The sequence below is a fragment of the Antarcticibacterium sp. 1MA-6-2 genome, from assembly GCF_021535135.1.
Taxonomy (GTDB): Bacteria; Bacteroidota; Bacteroidia; order Flavobacteriales; family Flavobacteriaceae; genus Gillisia.
This window is the reverse complement of sequence record NZ_CP091036.1, coordinates 3,416,137-3,437,116: the sequence shown is the minus strand read 5'-3', so window position 1 is coordinate 3,437,116 and position 20,980 is coordinate 3,416,137. Positions and strand designations below refer to the sequence as shown.

22 protein-coding genes are annotated in these 20,980 nt (G+C 37.5%); 12 read left to right on the top strand and 10 right to left on the bottom strand.

Annotated elements, in window-relative coordinates; all coding sequences use genetic code 11:
- Positions 1 to 28: 28 nt before the first annotated feature.
- From LZ575_RS17580 to LZ575_RS22760, 4 genes are all read right to left on the bottom strand, one after another.
- Positions 29 to 610: a hypothetical protein gene (locus LZ575_RS17580; RefSeq protein WP_235326074.1), complete on the bottom strand. Its 582-nt coding sequence runs from the start codon at positions 608 to 610 to the stop codon at positions 29 to 31.
- On the bottom strand, positions 582 to 1,250 hold the full coding sequence (locus LZ575_RS17575) for a hypothetical protein (protein ID WP_235326072.1): 669 nt from the start codon (positions 1,248 to 1,250) through the stop codon (positions 582 to 584). Before LZ575_RS17575 ends, LZ575_RS17580 begins: the two co-directional genes overlap by 29 nt.
- A 211-nt stretch (positions 1,251 to 1,461) precedes the next feature.
- A complete protein-coding gene (locus tag LZ575_RS22765) occupies positions 1,462 to 1,923 on the bottom strand; it encodes a family 16 glycoside hydrolase (protein ID WP_255702967.1) in 462 nt (153 codons plus the stop codon).
- Between the two features lie 38 nt (positions 1,924 to 1,961).
- Positions 1,962 to 2,234: a family 16 glycoside hydrolase gene (locus tag LZ575_RS22760; RefSeq protein ID WP_255702657.1), complete on the bottom strand. Its 273-nt coding sequence runs from the start codon at positions 2,232 to 2,234 to the stop codon at positions 1,962 to 1,964.
- Between the two features lie 573 nt (positions 2,235 to 2,807).
- On the opposite strand from LZ575_RS22760, the gene LZ575_RS17565 reads away from it, so the two are divergent.
- The 4 genes from LZ575_RS17565 (at position 2,808) to LZ575_RS24365 (ending at position 7,124) form a co-directional block, all read left to right on the top strand.
- Complete coding sequence (locus LZ575_RS17565) at positions 2,808 to 2,984, top strand: histone H1 (protein WP_235326070.1); 177 nt, start codon at positions 2,808 to 2,810, stop codon at positions 2,982 to 2,984.
- Positions 2,985 to 3,409: 425 nt separating this feature from the next.
- The gene (locus tag LZ575_RS17560) at positions 3,410 to 4,894 is read left to right on the top strand and encodes a hypothetical protein (RefSeq protein ID WP_235326068.1); all 1,485 of its coding nucleotides are present in this window, start codon (positions 3,410 to 3,412) and stop codon (positions 4,892 to 4,894) included.
- A 984-nt stretch (positions 4,895 to 5,878) separates the two neighbouring features.
- Complete coding sequence (locus LZ575_RS17555; protein ID WP_235326065.1) at positions 5,879 to 6,448, top strand: hypothetical protein; 570 nt, start codon at positions 5,879 to 5,881, stop codon at positions 6,446 to 6,448.
- Between the two features lie 262 nt (positions 6,449 to 6,710).
- The gene (locus LZ575_RS24365; protein WP_409187223.1) at positions 6,711 to 7,124 is read left to right on the top strand and encodes a helix-turn-helix domain-containing protein; all 414 of its coding nucleotides are present in this window, start codon (positions 6,711 to 6,713) and stop codon (positions 7,122 to 7,124) included.
- Between the two features lie 224 nt (positions 7,125 to 7,348).
- Here the strand turns inward: LZ575_RS24365 and LZ575_RS17550 are convergent, their stop codons facing one another.
- The 4 genes from LZ575_RS17550 to LZ575_RS17535 form a co-directional block, all read right to left on the bottom strand.
- Positions 7,349 to 8,590 carry a UvrD-helicase domain-containing protein gene (locus tag LZ575_RS17550; RefSeq protein ID WP_235326063.1) on the bottom strand — a complete coding sequence of 414 codons (1,242 nt, stop codon included), beginning with the start codon at positions 8,588 to 8,590 and terminating at the stop codon, positions 7,349 to 7,351.
- Entirely contained in the window at positions 8,572 to 9,132 is a 561-nt protein-coding gene (locus LZ575_RS17545; protein WP_235326060.1) for a UvrD-helicase domain-containing protein, read from the bottom strand. Before LZ575_RS17545 ends, LZ575_RS17550 begins: the two co-directional genes overlap by 19 nt.
- A 4-nt stretch (positions 9,133 to 9,136) precedes the next feature.
- Complete coding sequence (locus LZ575_RS17540; RefSeq protein WP_235326057.1) at positions 9,137 to 11,044, bottom strand: ATP-dependent endonuclease; 1,908 nt, start codon at positions 11,042 to 11,044, stop codon at positions 9,137 to 9,139.
- A 122-nt stretch (positions 11,045 to 11,166) separates the two neighbouring features.
- Complete coding sequence (locus LZ575_RS17535) at positions 11,167 to 11,574, bottom strand: helix-turn-helix domain-containing protein (protein WP_235326054.1); 408 nt, start codon at positions 11,572 to 11,574, stop codon at positions 11,167 to 11,169.
- A gap of 167 nt (positions 11,575 to 11,741) precedes the next feature.
- Between LZ575_RS17535 and LZ575_RS17530 the strand changes: the two genes are divergently transcribed.
- Positions 11,742 to 12,944: a hypothetical protein gene (locus LZ575_RS17530; protein WP_235326051.1), complete on the top strand. Its 1,203-nt coding sequence runs from the start codon at positions 11,742 to 11,744 to the stop codon at positions 12,942 to 12,944.
- A gap of 436 nt (positions 12,945 to 13,380) precedes the next feature.
- On the opposite strand, the gene LZ575_RS17525 is transcribed toward LZ575_RS17530, so the two are convergent.
- A complete protein-coding gene (locus LZ575_RS17525) occupies positions 13,381 to 14,328 on the bottom strand; it encodes a hypothetical protein (protein WP_235326048.1) in 948 nt (315 codons plus the stop codon).
- Positions 14,329 to 14,353: 25 nt separating this feature from the next.
- On the bottom strand, positions 14,354 to 14,662 hold the full coding sequence (locus LZ575_RS17520; RefSeq protein ID WP_235326045.1) for a hypothetical protein: 309 nt from the start codon (positions 14,660 to 14,662) through the stop codon (positions 14,354 to 14,356).
- A gap of 231 nt (positions 14,663 to 14,893) precedes the next feature.
- On the opposite strand from LZ575_RS17520, the gene LZ575_RS17515 reads away from it, so the two are divergent.
- From LZ575_RS17515 to LZ575_RS17485, 7 genes are all read left to right on the top strand, one after another.
- A complete protein-coding gene (locus tag LZ575_RS17515) occupies positions 14,894 to 15,394 on the top strand; it encodes a restriction endonuclease subunit S (RefSeq protein WP_235326041.1) in 501 nt (166 codons plus the stop codon).
- A 63-nt stretch (positions 15,395 to 15,457) separates the two neighbouring features.
- Entirely contained in the window at positions 15,458 to 17,002 is a 1,545-nt protein-coding gene (locus tag LZ575_RS17510) for a type I restriction-modification system subunit M (protein WP_235326039.1), read from the top strand.
- 20 nt (positions 17,003 to 17,022) lie between these two features.
- A complete protein-coding gene (locus LZ575_RS17505; protein WP_235326037.1) occupies positions 17,023 to 18,393 on the top strand; it encodes a Fic family protein in 1,371 nt (456 codons plus the stop codon).
- Positions 18,383 to 19,012: a restriction endonuclease subunit S gene (locus LZ575_RS17500; protein ID WP_235326035.1), complete on the top strand. Its 630-nt coding sequence runs from the start codon at positions 18,383 to 18,385 to the stop codon at positions 19,010 to 19,012. The genes LZ575_RS17505 and LZ575_RS17500 overlap by 11 nt, the downstream gene beginning before the upstream one ends.
- Positions 19,013 to 19,052: 40 nt before the next feature.
- Positions 19,053 to 19,676 carry a hypothetical protein gene (locus LZ575_RS17495; protein ID WP_235326033.1) on the top strand — a complete coding sequence of 208 codons (624 nt, stop codon included), beginning with the start codon at positions 19,053 to 19,055 and terminating at the stop codon, positions 19,674 to 19,676.
- Positions 19,677 to 19,684: 8 nt separating this feature from the next.
- Positions 19,685 to 20,377: a DUF3800 domain-containing protein gene (locus tag LZ575_RS17490; RefSeq protein WP_235326031.1), complete on the top strand. Its 693-nt coding sequence runs from the start codon at positions 19,685 to 19,687 to the stop codon at positions 20,375 to 20,377.
- A complete protein-coding gene (locus LZ575_RS17485) occupies positions 20,367 to 20,828 on the top strand; it encodes a hypothetical protein (protein ID WP_235326029.1) in 462 nt (153 codons plus the stop codon). The genes LZ575_RS17490 and LZ575_RS17485 overlap by 11 nt, the downstream gene beginning before the upstream one ends.
- The last annotated feature ends 152 nt before the right edge of the window (positions 20,829 to 20,980 follow it).

Below are 20,980 nucleotides of genomic sequence, written 5' to 3'. Positions count from 1 at the left end.
ATGTACGAAACCCGATAAAGATCAGATTCTAACTTAGCGGCCACCTAGTGAGAAAGTAGAGGGCACCATCGGGTCCAATTACCCCATCAGTCAAAGGTAATGGGGATCCTGATAGAAATTCTTCTGCCTGTGCTGTGTAACTGGCACCACTAGGTTCAGGAAAGATAGCATATATAATTCCAAAGCTCCAGTCAAAACCGAACAGGGCATTACGGTATTTTTCAGGAAAATTAGCATCACCTCCGGAAACCAGATTGGTTGGAGATCCCTGCCCAATATTAATTGCGGGAGGTAAATTATCTGCATAAACAGGAGACCATTTCCCGTTACCTGTTCGCCACCCAAATTCACTACCGCTTGTGGCATGCACTACTCTTGTAGGTCTATACCAGGGCAATCCAAAATCCCACTCCATATCAGAATCATATACAAAGAGATCCCCTGCTTCATTAAAGGCTATGTCAAAAGGATTACGGAATCCTGCACTTATAAGTTCCCAGTGCTGTCCAAGGGAATCCACTTTAGCAATCCATCCTCCCGGAGCTTCCCTGTCATTCGCATGACCCCGAGGATCCTTTATTTCAGGAAAAAGATTGTCGTAGTCCCACACTGCAGGAAGCTTGGTAAGTTTCCATCTCCGGCACATCGGTATGATTTCCGGCTACCACATATAAGGATTGTTTGTCGGGAGATAAAACAATGCTATGCGGCCCGTGTTCTCCCGAGCCTACTAAAGTTTTGAGTAAGGTTACCTTATCGAACTGATCATCACCGTTGGTATCCTGAAGGCGGTAAAGTCCGCTACTTTTACTGAATTCTTCATTGTTGCTGTGATTGTTCACCATCACATACAGGCTGTTAAAGGCCCATACTAATCCCTGAGCGTACCCCATCCCCACACTAAGGGAATCAGCTTCGTTCCCTTCTCCAATAATCAGTTTTTCTACTTTTGGTTCGATGGTATCAGAAGCAGGAATTTCCAGGCGGTAGAGCGCTCCAAATTGATCAGAAGTAATTAATCTGTCTTTATCATCAAAGGTCATGGCTACCCAGGAACCCTTGCCATTATCGCCCGGGCTGTATAAATGTTCTGCCAGGAAACCTGTTGGTAATTTTAATTTTTCAACTTTGGGATGGACAGGACCAGCCTGGTAGGATTCAGTTTCTTTATCTTTGCAACTAATTAAAGCGGTGAACATAAAAAGGAAAGAGCATGCCGCTACAGCTTTAAGACTTTTGACTTTTTTCATAAAATAGACTTCCTAAGATCTGTGAATCCAACTATTTTGGGATTTGGATTTATAACTATTAACTGATCAAATACAGGTATTTAGATAACTGAGAATCTGGCTTTTTTAAGTGATTTTTCCTGAAACATGTTGCAACTACTTCTGCAATAAACTGCAGGTTATAATTTTCTCTAAATCTTAAGGTACAAGCTTCCATTGTTCTGAAAGATCTCTATAGTTCCTTTAATCTTATGTTCCGGTATTCTACCTTCATTGGAGGTCCCACGTGTACCTGAATTCCGAGTTTTCCGGAATCTTTTTTGTGAACCGTATCATTATCTGTTACATCACTCATTAATATTCCATTAATAAAGTGCTGCATTCGGTTTTGATTTACTACAAGATGAATCTCATTCCATCCCTCTTTTTTTATTAAAGTCGCTAAGGAGTCAGTTTCACCCAGGGATTCAACTACAGATCTTTCGGTCCAGGCATTATTGACTACATTATCTCGTAAGGTCCCCGACCTATCACCAGGAGGATTTATAATTACTTTTTCCCCCCGATAACCAAGAGTTGTTCGTCCCCGTTCCTCATAACTTTGTCCCGTATAATTATTTTTCCCGTCAATGTCAGCCTGATATCCTTTGAGTGCAAAAGGAATGGTTTCTACAGCTTCACTTCTATAATTAATTCCGCTGTTTCCTTCACTGGATATTCGAAATTCAGCTTTTAATTCAAAATCTGCTTAAGCTCTCCATCTTTCCATATTATGAAGGTATTTTCTTTTAGAGGAGTTGATGGAGTTATCTGCCCAACCAGATTACCGTTTTCGACACTCCAGTAAGTAGAATCTCCCTCCCAACCATTTAAACTTTTACCGTCAAATATTTTTACAAATTCATTATTCCTGTTGCTGGCACCGCTATTGTTACAACCCGCAGTCAGGGAAATAAGAAGTAAATGAGGAAATAAAAATTGAAGTAATAATTGATGATATTTCATCTTATATAGTAGATTATTAAGGGATATAAGAGCAAGTGTTTATTGAATTTTTCCAAATATATTATTTCTATCTCATTAAACAATCCTGAACTGTGTTGTATTGGTCATTTTATTCTTAAAAAATCTTAATTGTAAATAGATTTGTAAGTCATTTTTAAAGATCAGTACCTGACAGGAAATTATCTTCGGAAGTTTTAACAACGGAAATCACTTCATCAATTTTGAACTCAAAATTCAGCGAAAATGTTCTCAGGCGCTACTGCACGGTATTGTCCTGGCAAGAATATTTATATATAAAGACTGCCTAATAAGGAACGTATTCTTCCGGAAGAAACTGGAGAGAAACCGGTATAATTATTTTTAAAAAGAACAGGAGAGGCTTTCCGGTTAAAATTGAAATCTCCTAGCTTTGCAAATTTTAACTATTATTTTTAGCCCTGAAATTCTTCCGATTACTGGAAAAATTCATTTTTTGTAACAGATATTAGGCAATAATTAATGGAAAAATCAAATGTCTTAGGGTAGATACGGTTAATTCTGTTATTTTAGCATGCTTAACGAAAAAATCTAATTATGAAAAAACTTGTTGAAAACATCCAAAGTACTTTTGAATCTTTCCAAACCGATGCTTCTGCACAATTAGAAAATGGCAATAAAGCTGCCGGAACCAGAGCAAGAAAATCCTCACTGGAATTAGAAAAACTATTAAAAGAGTTTCGCAAAGTTTCTGTTGCAGAATCTAAAAAGTAAAAACTCACATTTTTTAAAGTGCCCCCAGGAAGTAAACACCTTCTGGGGGCACTTTTTATTAATAATTACCTACTCCTATTCTTCGGAATAATTATTTCTCCGGCACTTTCATCTCCTGCCGAATATCTTCAGCTAATTTTTTTTAGAGCGCTAATGTATTATCATTACTGTCTGGAAGAGGAGAGAAACCCTTTGCCTCCACTAAAGTGCGTGAACTAGTTTGTGTTTAAAGTTTTAATTGGGCATCTGTAAGTTTTACTAAATGGGGGAATTTACCCATTTCACATGCTTTTCCTAAAACTTAGCTTCATAAGACTTAGTTTCATAATACTTCCATTACCAGTTCCTGGCCCCCACTCCCCTCCCGGCCCCGGTAAATTGATGTAAGCTTCTTAGGAGTTTAAATTAACCAATTGTTTATTACCATGAAAACCTTTAGCCTATTCCTCGCCTACCTTTCAGTTTTCACATTAATCTTCACTTCGTGCAGTAAAGATGAATCCGGATCCATCAATTCAGATCCTGAAAAAGCCACTGTTTCATTTGGAGCAATAGTGAATGATCTTGTAACAAACAGTGCAGCTTCAAAACAATCTATGGGAGATCTTCCTGATTGTTCTGATGATACTCCTGCTTATGTGAGAATTGTTCTTATGCAAGGTGATGAAGAAGTAGTAGGCACATCGACTTCCCCGCACCGCGTGGACCTGGTGGCCGGAGAAATATTTACAGTAGAAGATGCTGAACTTGAACTTGAACCTGGTAATTATACTCTGGAACATTTCTCTGTTTACAACAGCGATGATGAAGTGATCTGGCTTGCTCCACGTGCAGGAAGTAATTTGGGCGCCTATGTAAATACTACTTTACCCATTGCTATAGATCTAAGGGCAGGAGTTAAGAAATATGTAGATGTTCCTGTTTTGTGTTTTGATAACCGTGAAGTAAATCAATATGGCTACTTATTCTTCGAATTGGATACTAATGTTGCACTTACTTACTGCTTCTTTGCAAACTATTGTAATGATGATGGTATGCATTATCCTGCTCGTTACAGTATAAGCATCTGGTCTGGTAATAATGCAAATGGTGTAGCGATTTATACTAATGAGACTAATTTTACAGGACAACATAATAATGGGGATTACTATGCCACACCATTATGTCTTGCCTTGCCAGATAATGATGACCTTGATGAAGAGTATTTATATTATGAAATGACTCTCCTTGATTGGGATGAAAATTACGGTGATGTTGAGCAGGTGATGATGTCTGGTACTATAACTAAGAGAGAAATCCTGGCCAACTTTGGTGATAGCGAAGAAGACAATGTTGAATATGAGCACGTAAGGTTTTGTGGTGACGATGGAGAGCCTTTAAATGACACTGATGGAGATAATATACCGGATTATTTAGATCAGTGTCCGGAAGAGGCAGGTTCTGCTTCCAATAATGGGTGTCCTGCGAAAACCTGCCCTGGACTACCCGCCGTTTGTAATTTTAATATGGGAACTCTCCCTGCAGATTGTTATCTCACAGTTCTTGAAGGCGCTAATGAAGGCGGGTACGTAAAAATTGAGAGTGCAGCAGACATCGATCTAATTCAGACTATAATTGGTGAAGAATGGGGCAAGGTTAACGTGATGATCTCTGAGAGTGGTAGTGTAATGATTTCAATTGATGGAGGACTACCAACAGATAGAATTAAGTCTTATCAGGTAATAGTAGCATTAAGTGAGCATGATAATATGAGTTATTCCTGTAGAGAGTCTCAGTGTAATGCCTTTGTAGAAGATGTTGCCGGGGATCAACCTGCTATTGAGTTAACTTTTGACGGCTTATCCTATGCTTATCCTATTTATTTACAGGTATCTACAGTAACATGTGAAGCTTTTGAAGAAGGAGAGTAGGTTTAAAATTTATATTTCGCTTCAATGAGGAATACCAGTTTTGAAAAATTTTTCAAATTTCCACATTTGGCGCCAAAGGTATAAAGTATTGCTGCTTTTCCTAAAAAGCAGCAATTGACAAAGGGACAAGAAGTAGGGATTATTAGAGTACCCTATAAAAACGAATAAGTTTTTTTGAGCTAATAAAATATTTTTATGGTTGTAAAACCAGTGAAGCAGTACTTCAACGATTGCTAGCAATCAATATCCGGGTCCTATGGCTCCTCTCCACAATTTAAAACTCAAGCTATTATGTCAATCCCAACTTTTTTTCCTGATCCAAGGGTTTAGAGGTGTGAAAAATATTGAGTTCTTCCTATTCAGATTAACTAATATTTTTGCTTAGTCCACAACATTCATGCTTGATCCATGAGATACACAACACAACTTCAGTTTACCCCATAAAAAAAGCCTCTCATTTCTGAAAGGCTTTTGCAATTTTGCGGTCTGGACGAGACTCGAACTACTCCTGAAACACCCAGTATTACTGGGTGTTCCAAAGCACCATTTTTTAAACTCACCGAATGCGGCACCTTTAAGAAAATTTTAACAAGCTTTATTTCCTTCAAATAAGAAAGAAATGGTGTCAATAAAATTTAAATCAACTTTCCAATTGTCTAAAAATTGGGCTGAGAATTATAAAAGCAATTTCCATCTGGCCTAATTAATTTGAAATATCTCTGCCTTACTACTAACCTATTAAAAAGATTAAAACGTTACGGCTATCAGAGTGGCGTGTAATGAAGATTCCACTTTTAGTTGAACCAAGTGTTCCATGTAAATAAATGTAGTAAAATAGCTCTCTCAAAAAGTCATTTCTGGACAGTCATTGGTGTTCCCTGGCTTATTCCTCCAAACAGCTTCTACACAGGTAAAATATAGGTTTATATTTTTGGATATTATTTAAGTTTTACTTAAATTTGCCATAGAACGAAAATAATAAACATGCTCACATATTTAAAAAATCTACGTGTTTTGATTTCAGAAAAAATAACAAATGATTTTACTAATTGGGTTGTTTCAAATCCGATTAATTATGCTACTAAATTTTGTGAGCTTACTAATGAAGTTAATAATGAAATGTTGAATATTTCTCTTAAAGCCTTCTCCAAATTCGATTCTTCTAATTATTGGAAAGAAGAAGTGTATTTCGATAAAAATATACAGAGGGAAGTCAAGGAACAAGATATTCTTAGAAGACAAATTCAACGTTTGATTGATGATTATGTTCAGGAGTATGAATTGTCCAAATTAAGTGACGAGGATCTTATAAAAATAGCTAATGAGCTATTTAAAGGAGATTTTCATTATGACATACTCTCGGATATTAAGGCGTTTGAAATTTCTCGAAAACGAGAGAAATATTACAAAAGGCAAAAAGGACTTTTTCTAAAACGGAAGCGTAGAAGCTTAATAAATTTTAGGGAAGTTTTTCGCAAACTCTATTGTTTTCACTTTAAAAATTTAGATGACGAGCACGATCTTGCTTATACTAATCTTCATATGATAAGTTAAGCAAGGTCAAATTATATTTTAGGCCTTGTATTAAATAAATAAAATTTAATATAAAAAGGCATGAATAAAGATAAATTAATTAAAGATATAGATAATGCAATAGCATCTGATAAGATAGATGAAAACACAAGGAAATTATTAATTCATTATCGAAATGAATTATCTATTACAACTAATAAGAAGAGATATATTGAAATATTTGTTAGCCTAATTCGATTAATCGGGATTGGCTACGATATATTCTCCAGCTAGGATAAATATTATGGAAATAGGTCAAGTTCTACAGAAATTAATTAAGCAAAAGGGTTTAACTCAGGCAATGTTAGCTCAAAAAATAGGCAAATCGCCCACGGCACTTTCTCAGATTATTAAAGGTAGGTATTACCCTAATCCTGAAACTTTAGATAAAATCTGTGAAGTTTTAGAGGTGCCATCTAACTATTGTTTATTTCCTATCTATTTCGGAAAAAGATATACCGGAAGAGAAAAGAGCCCTTTATCAAATGATTGGCCCGAGTCTAAAATCATTTATTATTCAAATTTTCGGAGAAGAACCTTTAGAATTAAAAGAAAAATTGGAATTGCAAAAAAATTGATTCGAATTAAATGTGCGCAGCCTATGCACAACGTTTCGATTATAAAAAGTGTTCGCACGGCCTTTCGATATAAGACTTAGGTTTATATATAGCTTATATTGTTTGGCAGAGCTTAATTCATTTTTGAATGTCTGCGTTTTTCATTCTAACAGCTTCGTTTAATTGTGCCCAACGGGCTAGGTTATTTGTAGTGCGGGATTTCAAGGTACTTCATTGTCCACCTGCCGAAAAATTTGTTTGATGTATTTCCTTTCTCATCAACACTTTCGCTCGCTTTACGTATAGCCAATGTTGTCTGTTCGTGCTAATTTTCAAGTTCTTCAATAGTCACTAGTTGTATACCTTTTCCAAATTTGGCTTTAAGATCATCCTCGGTAATGCTTTCGGGAAAAGCCATAGCGAGCAGGTGCTTTGGACGAGATAATGCCACGTAAATAATTCGTTGCTTTTCGCTTGGAAATTCCTGCCCGCTGGATTCAATGTCTGAAAAAGTTATGTTGTCTTTGTGCTTCTTTTCGTTGAAAAAGACTAGGATAGAATCCAATGATTTTCCCTTGACTTGGTGAACGGTGGTAATGGGGATTTTGCTATCGGAATATGACCTCTTAAAATGATCTTTAAGGGGTTCATTTAATATTGCTTTATCAAATTTCCCTTTATAGTTTCTTTCCTTTTGCTCGAAATTGACATTCTCCGTTAAATCCAACCTTTCCTTCAGGAATGTTTGAGTTGAGGTAGTCCAATCGGAAATGGTCTGGTCAAAGCTCGGAAGATCGTGCAGTAGATTCAACAACAGGGCATTAAACCGATTGTTTGTTTTGAGATCTTGTTCCAACTCTTTAATGTCAACCATTTCTTTGCCCTTGGCAATGAGCAATACCGCAATGGAACGGATTGCCTCAATGGCCGCCTTTATTTCATTGCCTTCATATTTATGCTTGGCATCGATAATGCGGTAAGGAAGGTCCTTTTTCCATGGCACCTGATCGACTGATTTGCCTAGCATTTGATTTTTTAATGCATTTCCTCGGACAACGATCTGGTTGTCTTCCAATCTGCTTTCTTCGCAAAGTTGGTCAAAATGCTGCACAATGAGCGGAGAATTGGTCTTATTGTATCGATAAACCATAACAGGCAATCCAATATCGTTGTTACAGGTGGTATATATGGCAGGGTCGCCTTGCTTGCGAAGGATTGAAAAGCAATCAATTATACGTTGTGGGGATCTTCTGTTGTCGCATAAATCCAGCCCTTGCCAATTTTGAGCATCGGCATATTTGGTATTGAAGAGTTCGGGGTCTGCGTCTCGCCACTCATAAAGGCTTTGATAGGGGTCTCCTATGAATTCGAGATTAAGGAGGCCGAGTTCTGCGAGTTTTTCAAAAAGGGCATGCTGAACGGCTGAGGTGTCTTGTGCTTCATCTACGATTATATGAGGAAAGCGAAGCGCGAGCCAATTACCGATTTTGGGTTGGTCGCGCAGCAGACTATACGCAATGAATGCGGAATCGCTCGTGGTTATCAGACCTAGGTTTGAATTTGCCATTTCTTTAGCGCTGTGCAATAATTTTTGAAAACGTCAGGTGCCACCTTGTCCCGGGAAGGTTTATAACCGTTTGACGACAAAGAACCATCACTTTCAAACCTGATGGAGGCAGGAGGGTAAGCAAAGCAAATGAGCTGATTATTTCTCGCCCTAAATTGGAATCTACCTTTCCAAGCATCATTTAGGAAACCAGGATCATCAAGTATTTTAGGCCGCTTGCCATTCTTTTCAAAGAGATAGTAGTATGGCAGAGTGATGTACTGATTGATAAAGCTGTCGATGGTGGAGACCTTGTGGGGAAAACCTAAAAAATCCCCGCTCAATACGGTGTATTTTTCGCTTATCTCGTCTTTTGCTGTATTGGTAAATGATAAACAGGCAATGCCGCTGAAGCGGCTAAGGGACGTTTTGTAATCGTCCTGCAGCAGCATAAGTTTTCTTGCTATGGCTGTGGTTTTTCCGCTTCCGGGGCAAGCATTCAGAACAATTTTGCCTCGTGCATCCATATAGGCTTGTCGTTGTGGATTAATCTCAAATTCCATAGCCTTAATTCAACTGAGATAAGGCTGTCTTTATATACTGCGGAATCACAAAATTCTGCCGTGCACTGTCGAGATTTTCGAGAATATAAAGGGCAAAATCTTGAGCAAAAACGGCCTTTCCTGGCATTGCTTTCCAGAGTAGAATGGCTGTTCTACGATGTTCCTCGTCACTCAATTCGTCATTCGCGAACGTGGCGGTGTAGGTTTTAATCGGATCGGTTTTGCTCGAATCCAAATTTGTTAGGTATGAGAACAGAAAGTTAGCTGTCAGCTTAGTTCTGTCCTTCGGAACATTAGCAAGGGCTAATTCATATTCCAATGTTTTAAAAGCAGTGTTTACGCTTATTGATGCATTTCCATTCGCAACCGAGGCTAGGTTAGCAATTCTTCTAATTGGTGTGCCTGCTTGAATTTTGGTGTCTAGCTCAATAAGTTTTGCATAGTTGTTTTTAAGTAATTTGTCCAAGCCATATTCGGTCTTCTTTGAAGAAATGAATTGATCTTGATCTGTTAAAATAGCAATGGATTTGTCAACTCTCTTCTTTGCGTCCGTGGAATTGAATAGGTAAAGGAAGGGATAGAAGGAGGTGCCACGGACATTCACCAGTTCTATTCTATAATCTTCTAGCCTATATCCCTCGACTTGTGTGAAGGCAGATATAAGTAGCTCTTCGGATATTCCTTCTACAAAAAGCCCAGACTTGGCAAACAATAGTTGAGACTTAGTTACATCTATGTACCGTTCTAATTTCTTTCGCCTTATTTCAAAATCGAGTTTTGTTAAGGGGTTGTTCTTTGAGGTGTCTTCAATAATTCTCTCGGCTTCTCGGTCATTAAATAGGTTTCCGAGCCTGTAAGCCTTGGTTTTCTCCAGTAGTATGAGGTTTTTAAGTGGCACTTTAGACGTGAGTGTTGGGGAATGGGAGGTAATGAATAGTTGACTGTTATCTGATTTATTTGCTTGCTCTAAGAAGTTGTACAGGCTGAGTTGGAGTTGTGGATGCAGGTGCGCTTCTGGTTCTTCAATGAGCAACGCAAAATGGGGCGTGCCATCGTCTGCAATTTGTTCTTTTATGTCGCCAAGAACGGTGGCGATATAGATAAGGTTATTATAGCCAAGACTGTTTTGCCACAGATGGAAACCTTCATCTTTCAGTGTCTCCCGGTTATGTGGCAAGAAGGGCTTAATGGCATTGACGATGTATTCAGTTTTAGATTGCTCAATCTGCAACCCTATTTTGTTGTCTTCAAATGCCTTGAATATTCCTTTCAGGTTGCTGTTAACACCCTCGCGTGTGTCTTTTACTTCGTCTCGCTCCAACAACTTTTCATTGGCAGTCTTCATTATTTCCTCTATTTCAGCTTCGCTGCCTTTCCTACCTACGAATCGTCTAATGACCTTTCCAAGTATGTTACCTCTTGAATTGAGTAAATCTTTTGTGCTGTCCCTAAGTGCTCCCAGATAATAATGTTGGAACAATTCAAAGGTTTTGTAATCTGCTCTCTGCCCCTCAACATCGTTGATGCTATATGTGAAATACGGGTATTTCCCATTCCTGTTCTCATATTGAAGCTTAATCTTAGCATAATCATTATCCTTGTTATCTGGATCAATGACCATGTATTCATAAAAGGCACCTTTTTGAGAATTAGTCAGCCCTTTAAAATGGTAGGTGATTGTTACCTTCGTTGCAGTCTCCATTTTGATTTCGTCCTCTTCTTTTGTAGCTTTTTCGTGAAAGTCATTCAGCGAAACCGAAATATCGCGAATTGGTTCCCCTATGTTATAAAGCAGGCGAATGGCATCAATTACAGCCGATTTATTGCACCCATTTTCACCGATTATGATATTAATGTTAGGGTCGAAATCGACTTCGAGGTAATCAATTCCACGATAATTCTCAATGCTCAAGTAGGATAAGTACATTCTTAAATGTTTTTTTGCATGACAGCCAACATATAACTAAAACACCATTACAGTTTAGTATTGGTAAACTGTAATGGTGTTTTTATTTCTTTTTAGTTTCAAGGCAGCTACCTTTTCTTCAACAACTCCTCCAAGTATTTCACCTTCTCCTTCTCCGCCTCAACAAGACGCTCATAAAGTTTTTTGCTTTCCTCATAGGACTTTTTCAATTCCTCGAGAGGATTAAATATACAATGGTTGTTATAGACTTGGCCAGTACTGTTGTCATAGAAATTACTGAAGTAGTTGAAAACAGCTTCTTCAGAAAAATTTTCAATTGCCTCTTTAGTGACTCCCAAAGCCTTCGCTACTTGTTCCAGTTTTTCATCCTCAATAGTTTCACTCTGCTCAAGATGTGATACACTCTGCTGACTAATGCCCAACTCTGCGGCAAGAGCTTCCTGCTTCATACCTCGCAGTTCCCGGATGCGACTGATCTTTCGACCTATGTGGTTAGATTTTGTTGCTGTCTCCATACTTAAAAATAAAGTTTCTTCTTTTTAAATTTTAGAAATACCAAAGTAGGTAAAAAACAATCCTTCTTTGGTAAAGTACCATTGCTTCTGGTTCGGTACGGTACCAACTCGATATAGCTTGTAGGGAAGTTATAGAGTCGCAATATTAACGCCAATTTAGGAAAATTATGGAACATGCTGATGAAAATTACAAGGCCATTGATCCCAATGTTTTAAATAAGTTTAGACAGAAGATTCAGGCAGTGGAAGATATAGAACAAGTTTATCTTTCGGAAGCTATAAGGGAGGGTACTGTTATTACCATACTAGTTAAGCAAGAAAGCCCGGTGCTGTCACAAAAAATTTCCTACCTGATGGAGAATCTCCTCGAGAATCTGCCAAAACTTAGGTTTAGAATTTACAATTTTGCCTATGCAAAACAGGAATTGGAGAAAGGAAATTTATACTTCATTAAAAATTGCATTCTTGGAGAGCTGATCTCCAAAGGTTCGACTTTAGAGAAGCTGAATTTAAGGAACAGAGAAGAACTTGAAACTCTTATAGAAAAAGCAGCTTTTGAACTTGAAAACGAAATTGAAAGGATCAATTCATTTACTGTAGGCATTAGCTTTTACTGGAAGAGAAAAGAATGGGCGGGTGCTGCATTTCTTATTCACCAAAAAATAGAATGGCTTTATCGGTGCGTGGAAACGTTTGCAATGGGAAAACCTCTAATCTGTCATAAGATTAAAAATCATTTGAACTATGCCCACCCTTTTATACATGGAGCCGGACCTCTATTCGATACTAACAGAAGAATCAATATTCAGTTACTTGATATTCTTGACAGAGCGTACATAGAAAGCAGATATTCTTCAGGTTATGACATTACAAAAAAAGAAGTAAAAATTCTTAGTAAAAGAGCTGAAATAATGGAGCAACAGGTAAGGGAAATTTTTAGTTTCCGGTTAAAGGAGTGTTATGAGCTGCTGGAAAAAGAAAAATTAAGTGCAGAAATTCCACTTGAACAACCAAAAATCCATAAGCCCGCAGAATCCCCAACTGAGAAAACGGATCAAACTAAAGAACATTTTCTGGCGGAAAAGCTTTTAAACAACCTAGTAATGCTAAAACCACATGACACATACAAAGGAAAATACAAGGTTGATCTGCTTTATGTTGAAGGTTATGGGGAACTTTTATTTACTATTCGTTCTCTGCTGTACCTGTGCATTAATTCTCTGGAATATGGAGATTTTAAAACCTACTCACCAGATCGAAATCCTAAAAGTAATATTCAAGATGTTCTGGAATTAGTATCAAGACTAATTCCTATTGAGGAAGGAGATCTTCTGGATGAGTTGAGGGAGATCGTACAGAGCCGAAGCTGAGGAGATTCAGAAAAAGCTTCAAATTGTCGATACTTGTAGTTGTATTCTCTCTACTCTCCCTTAAAACAAGGCATGAGAGATTTTATTTAGGCAAGAGGTTTGAATCTCCTATCCTAAGTGGCAACTGATGAGCTCCCAATTTTGCAAAAGATCATTTGCTACTAACACTTTGAGGAAATTGCCTTCACCTTTAATAATGCAAATAACTGCTTATAGTACGGAAAAAATGTTCCTTGGTTAAATCGGCAAATCTTCAATGGACTATGCTCAACAAATTGTAGATTTTTATGCTAAAGAGGCAAAGAAAAAATATTTATTATAGCTCCTCTTAAACCTCCCCAGCTACAGAATTATCAGCGCCCAAGAAGCTCACCCTAGACAGATGAAGTTGAATTTATAAACCACGTGGACCCGCTAATGGCGGTGATTTATTTCTCTAATACCTGATGTCAACCTTGTCTAAATAATCCCTTAGTCTTTTTAGATCTTCAGAATTAAAATTTTTTACTTTCTTATTCATTACCTGATAAGGAATCCTCAAGGTTGGATTCTTTTTATTGGCGAGCGGAAGTAAATCCTTCAGGTAATCTCGGAAAGCTCTCTGGCGGATTCGATTATCTTGTTTTTCCCCCGGGAGCAACTCTGGAAATATGGCATCTTTACTTCCAAGTTTGGTAAGGGTAGTTTTTCCAGGTTTAATACGTGCTTTTGCATTTAAGTTTGCATAGACTTCAAATAAGTAATTAGTTTCAACATCCTGATAAAACTTTAAACTGATTTTCCTGAATTGGTTGAAATGCTGTTTCTCATCAAATTCCACGGCAAAATTAAATGGTTCTCCTATCCAGATATCGTATGATTGCTGTTGCGCAAGTTTTTTATCCGGTAAATCAATAATAACTTCTTCCAGGTCAACCTGCCCATTTACCAGTTCGAAATGAAGTTCTCGTATAGAGGGAAATTTTTTAATTAAACTCAACTTAGGATAAGTCAGTAGCCAATCCGGTTTATACTCGAGCCTATAGCTAGTCTCTTTTCCATATCTTTGCTTCAGATAAATCAATAGCCAACGAGCCAGTACTTCTAATTTATGTTGTTTCTCCTGTTTTTTCTCCTTAGGAATAGTTTTGGGTGATTTATTATTGAAAGAATTTTCTTTATTTCCCGAATGAGGAATAATCCATCTGGAGCCATTTTGAAATGCGTGAGGAATTTCTCCATTCCGGCACTTTTTACGCAAAGGTGAACCTGCCCGGGAAGCGGAATCAGATAAGATGCCTTTCCTGTCTAGCCAGGCATTTACTTCCGGTGGTGTTGTCGTTGGTTGTTTATTTATTTCGAGAAATTCATCAATTGCTTTAATTATTTCTTTGGAAGAAGCCATGGATTGAATATATGAATTATTGACCTTATTTTCTCCTCTTCAGACCATCAAAAATTACAGGATCTCCAGTTTTAAGATAAGCAAGTATTCTGTTAGATTGTGGAGCAGCCACGAGATTAAATTTCTCTCTAATTTTGGGGCCGTGAATGAGTAAGAGCTTATATCGTTCTATAGCTTCCCTCTCCTCTTCCTTTTTTGTTTGTGCTTTTGGTTTGGCAGGTTTCTCTTTGTATTGCGGATAAATGATCGACTGATCCAGGCGATTTAGAATTATTTGTTGATTCTCCAGGATCATGTCCATCTTCTGCATGAGTTGGTTAATTAATTTTTCCATTCTTCGGAAGGATTATGTAAAAATTCAAGTGGTTAGCGATGCCCAATGGTTGGAAAATCCTCTATATACAAACCACTTCCTACAGGGAAAGATAATCTAAAACTATTATTGGCACCACAGAAATACCAGAAAATTCATCCTCTAGATAATTTTTGTACAAAGTATACTGCAAAAAATTTTGCGGGTTTCACCCATTTGTTATTAATTTGTAATCGTCATACTCAATAAAAAATGAAGCATCAGATAAAACATTTGGCAAAGATAACCTCAGGGATATATCTGAAAGGGAAACCTTCCGGGGATGTTTTCAACCTGCAGGCCCGGGATGTAGATGAGTTTTACAGGTTCAGGAAGGGATTAAGCCCGACAGCGTTTTCAGATGCCAAGGTCGAAAAACATTACCTGCACAAAGGAGACGTTTTGGTGGCTTCCAAGGGAAACGATTTTTTTGCAGTTGTTTACAACGAAGAATATTCTCCTGCTGTAGCCTCTTCAATATTTCTAGTCATTAGAAACCTGGATATACATAGGGTGGTGCCGGAATATCTCTCCTGGTACATTAACCATCCAAAGACTCAACATTTTTTTAAAAGCGTATCTAAAGGCACCTCCCTCCCTACCATCAACAAAAATTATTTGGCTTCCTTAGAAATACCTTTGCCTTCGATTGAGAAACAGAAAAAGATCGTTTTATTTGATAATCTAAAGGTGAGACGTATGAGACTTCCTTAGCAAAATAAACGACCTGAAAGAAAAATTAATGTATCAACAACTACTAAACACCATAAATAAATCATGAATACCTCTTTAAAAACCCAGGATATCAACAGAACCGTGTGGAATGCCTGCGACACCTTTCGCGGTGTAATCGATCCTAGTCAATACAAGGATTATATTCTTACCATGCTTTTTCTTAAATATGTAAGCGATGTAAATAAGGAAAAACGAGCCGCTTATACAGAAAAATATGATGGTGATGAAAGCCGTGTAAACCGTGCTATGAGTATGGAGCGTTTTATTTTACCAATAAATGCGCATTTTGATTACCTGTATGATAAAAGAAATGAAAGCAACATTGGGGAATTAATTGATATCGCACTGGCAGATATTGAAGAGGAAAACCGGGAAAAGCTTACCAGTGAAGACGGTTCAGGAATTTTCAGGAATATTTCTTTTAACAGCAATAATTTAGGAGATTCGAAGCAAAAAAACCAGCGGTTAAGAAATCTTCTGGTAGATTTTAACAATCTGGATTTAATGCCATCCCATTTGGCTTCAAGAGATGTTATAGGTGATGCCTACGAATTCTTAATAGCCAATTTCGCCAGTGATGCAGGGAAAAAAGCGGGAGAGTTCTACACACCGGGAGAGGTTTCCACTCTTTTAGCTAAACTCACAAAAAGTGAAGTTGGGGCGAGGATATATGATCCAACATGTGGATCTGGTTCTCTTTTGATCAAAGCAGCAAAAGAAGTAGGATCAGATAACTTTTCGCTTTTTGGGCAAGAGGCAAACGGAAGCACCTGGGCTTTAGCGGTGATGAATATGTTCCTGCACGGCTACGACGGCGCATCCATACGCTGGGGGGATACGATTAGAAATCCAAAGCATAAAGAGGAGGACTCTTTAATGAAGTTTGATACAGTTGTGGCTAACCCTCCTTTCAGCCTCGATAAGTGGGGAGCTGAAGATGCTGCTGCTGATACCTTTTCAAGATTCTGGAGGGGAGTTCCACCAAAAAGTAGAGGGGACTGGGCTTTTATAACCCATATGGTAGAGGTAGCAAAAGAAAACACAGGAAAAGTAGGTGTAGTGGTTCCTCACGGAGTTCTTTTTCGCGGAAGTAGCGAAAGCAAAATTCGCCAACAATTAATAGAAGAAAACCTTCTGGAAGCGGTTATAGGACTCCCTGCTAACTTGTTTTTTGGAACAGGCATACCTGCTGCCATTTTGGTGTTTAATAAAAAAAGAAACCTGCCAGATAAGAAGAATACAGCAGTTCTTTTTATCGATGCAAGTCAGCAATTTGAAAGCGGTAAAAATCAAAATAAACTAAGGGATGAGCATATAGAAAAAATCCTGCAGGCTTATCGCGACTTTGCAGTCGGAAATACAACACCTGGCGAGATCGAGGAGAAATTCAGCTATGTTGCCACTTTTGACGAGATCAAGGAAAATGACTTCAACCTGAACATCCCGCGATATGTGGATACTTTTGAAGAAGAAGAAGAAGTAGATATTCCTGCTGTCCAAAAAGAGATAGACCAATTAGAAAAAGAACTTTCAGAAGTTGAGGGAGAAATGAACCGCTATATGAAAGAGCTTGGGTTCCAGGAATAAAAGCACCAAATAAACCACCTATGAAAGTCACAAATTTGATAGAGCAAATCGAAGGGTTAAAACAGCAAATCGATGTTCACGGGAAATTACCTGAAGAGGTGCTGAAAAAAGTCAACTACAAATTTCGCCTTGACTGGAATTACTACAGCAACAGGATGGAAGGCGGCACCCTTACCCGCGATGAAACCCGCAGCGTAATGATTGGTAATGTCTCTGTGGAAGGAAAACCTCTGAAGGATGTTCTAGAGATGAATGGACACGATGAAGTAGTGCGGGAAATTTTGAATATTGGAAGTGGAAAAAGTCGTTTATCCGAAAAAAGAATAATAGAAGTCCATAAAGCTATTATAAAGGAAGATAATGATCCTGACAAAAAACGACAGATTGGGAACTGGAAGGAACAGCCAAACGAGATCATCAATTACAAAGGAGAAAAGATCAATTTTACCTCTCCCGAAGAGGTGCAGGAGGAAATGCACAGATTATTGAATAGGACGAATGCTGACCTTGACGCTTTTTTCAACAAGAAAAAAGATGCTAAACATCCTTTATTCATTGCCTCAGATTTTCACGTGGATTATGTAAGCATTCACCCCTTCTTCGACGGCAACGGTCGAACTGCCAGAATTTTCACTAATCTTATTTTGATTTCCTGCGGTTATCCTCCTGTGGTTATCAAGGACGAAGAAAAGGAAGGTTATTATAAAACTCTTGCAGATATCCAGGCTTATGGTGGCGACAGAGAATTTTTCTATGATCTGATGGGGAAGGTACTTTTACGTTCCACAAGGTTAGTATTAGATGCCATTGAAGGAAAGGATCTGGAAGAACCGGGTGATTTGGAAAAGAGACTTCAGCTATTAAAACAGTTGGCTGAAGCAGAAGATGAAGAAACCATAAAACTTACCAATAGACAAATAAAGTCAAAGGAGGTCTTATACGAAATCATTGCACCTGTCTCGAAATCTCTTTTAAAGCCATTTCGAAAAGTAGCGCCTCTTTTTTCTGAAAATTATTTTAAAATTTCAATCAATTCTAAAGGTGGAATGCTCCAACCACAGGAAGATTTAGAAGACTTTTTAATTTCTCATTTTTCTTCGCAGAGCATTTTTGATGGATCTGATCTAAACGAATACAAATTAGAACTCGGACATCAATATTTTAAAAAAGGTGGAGTAAATGCCTTTCATGTTTGGTGGGAAGCAATAATAAGATTTGAAAGCACAAGATTTGAGGTGTACATTAATAGAAGTAATCAACCCGCTTACAAAAAGCTATACCACCAGATAGTAAGTACAGAGGAAGTCAATTCCATAGCAGAGGGCTATCTTAAATATATTCTGGATGAAATCGACCGAAACCTAGAACAAATAAACAGCATTGAAGATTAAGCATATGATGGAAAGTATTTCAACTTCAGGGAATCTGGAAGTTAGATCTGGTTACAAAAGAACCAGACTTGGTTGGATCCCAAAGAATTGGCTAGTTCAATCCCTAGGAGAAATTTTGGATTTTAAGAATGGCGTGAATGCCGAGAAAGAAAGTTATGGCAAAGGAAAAAAGTTCATTAATGTGATGGAAGTCATTAAATACAATGTCATTACAGATTCGAACATTCCTGGAATGGTCATTTTATCCGATTCCGCTTTTCGTCAAAATCAAGTGAAATCTGGAGACATTCTCTTTAATAGAACATCTGAAACTAATGATGAAATAGGAATAACAGCATTGTATCTGGGGGATGAAGACGTTGTTTTTGGAGGCTTCGTAATTCGGGGTCGACCTAAAAATGCAGTGTTAACAAATGACTTTAAGAAGTATGGGTTTTCAACATCAATAGTACGAAAACAAATTATCTCTAAAGGACAGGGTGCTGTTAGGACGAATATCGGCCAAAAAGATCTAGAAAAGGTTTATTTGGCAATTCCTAGTAAGAATGAACAACAAAAAATTGCTACTGTTCTTTCGACCTGGGACAAGGCTATAGAAAATTTGGACTTAGCTCATTGAACGAAAAGAACTCCGAAAGAAGGGCTTGATTCAACAATTGTTGAGCGGGAAAAAGAGACTGCCGGGGTTTAGCGGGGAATGGAAAGAATACAGATACAAGGAGGTTTTAAAGGAAGTGAAAAGGAACTTTATATGGGATGATGAGGAATTGTATCCTTTGATAAGTGTTCGGAGGCGTAGTGGCGGACTTTTTCATCGAGAAAGTCTTTTTGGTCATGAAATAAAGACTAAGAATTTGAGATCGGCCAAGGAAGGCGACTTTTTAATTTCTAAAATGCAAATCGTGCACGGAGCTTCTGGTTTAACATCCAAAGATTTCGATGGGATGAAAATTTCTGGTTCTTATATAGCTTTAAGAACCAGAAATGAAGATCTTTTGGTTATTCATTTCTTTAACTGGTATTCTAAAACACCTTTTTTCTACCATCAATGTTACATATCAAGCTACGGAGTTCATATCGAAAAAATGACTTTTGATTTTAAGCTTTTTTTGAATGAAACTTTAATTCTTCCAGGAATTGAGGAGCAAAGGGCAATTACAAAAGTTCTGGACACGGCAGCTGAAGAAATCCATGTTTTAAAACAAAAACTGCTGAAGCTAAAAAAACAGAAAAAGGGACTGATGCAGGTGTTATTAACTGGAAAGAAAAGACTGATTAAATAAAGAACTTTATGGACTTTAATATATATAGTGATGAAAGTGGTTTAGAAGCTTTAATCGATAAAACGGCACACAAATATGTCGGCATAGGAAGTATTTGGATGCCTGCTGATTACAGAGCCACTTTTAAGGAAGAATTTAAAAGAATACTTGCGAATCACAACAAATACGGAGAGCTAAAATGGCAAAAAGTTTCTCCAAGTTACTTCGATCTATACCTTGACGTTCTGGAAATGTTTTTCAATCTCGATCTTTTAAGATTTAGGATCATCGTAATTGAATCTAAAAGTGTTGACCATATTACCTACAACAAAAACGACGCTGAATTAGGCTTCTACAAGTTTTACTACCAGTTATTTCATCACTGGATATATGACTTTAATAATTACAGTTTTTTTCTTGATCATAAGGAAAATCGGGAAGTAGATAGACTTTCTGTACTTCGGGAGTCTTTAATGCTCTCTAATTTGTCTTCTAAGATATTAAATGTTCAAGCCCTTCCTTCTAATGAAAGCCTGGGAATCCAATTGGCAGATATTCTTACAGGTTTAGTGCTGGCTAAATATAATAATCAAATTACCAGTAAAGCCAAAACAAAAATGATTTCCGCTTGTGAAAGCCATTTAGGTCGAATAATTGGTCCCACTGGAAAATGGGAAGAAAAATTTAATGTGTTTAAAATTGATCTAAGGGGTGGGTGGTAAATATAAAAAGATTAAGCCGTACGAATTAACGGAACAGGAATTAAGAGAGATCTGGCATAGTACTTATTGTGCCGGAAATGTAACAATTTTCACTCTTGACGGTGTTCTGGTAAAGTTTTATGAAGATCAATTTGATCATTGCTTTTATGAAAGTGCAAATCGAAAACAAAGGGACAAATCAATATTATCATTAAATAGACTTGAAAAAATTTATTGGATTAAAGACACTCTAGAAGATCCTGAAGCTATCCTTAAAAGCGGATGGTTACGTGATAAACAAACTTATAACCACAGTAGAAGATTAGCTCTGGTAAAGGAAAATTATGTTGTAATTATTCGTTTTATAAAAGCTGAACGAGCCAAATTTGTAACTGCCTATGAAATTAATGATGACGAAAGTCTTGAAAAGATTAATGAGAGCCCAGATTGGAAAAACCCTTATAAAAAATAAAACGCTGTTTCGGGTACAGCGTTTGAAACCTTTGTAGGTTCCCTACCTCTGGTAAAGAACAAGGCAAATGTACGTATATTTTAAACCTATACAACATTAAGTCGGGAATTTAACGACTTTTTAAGAACCTACATAACACTAATAAAATTAAC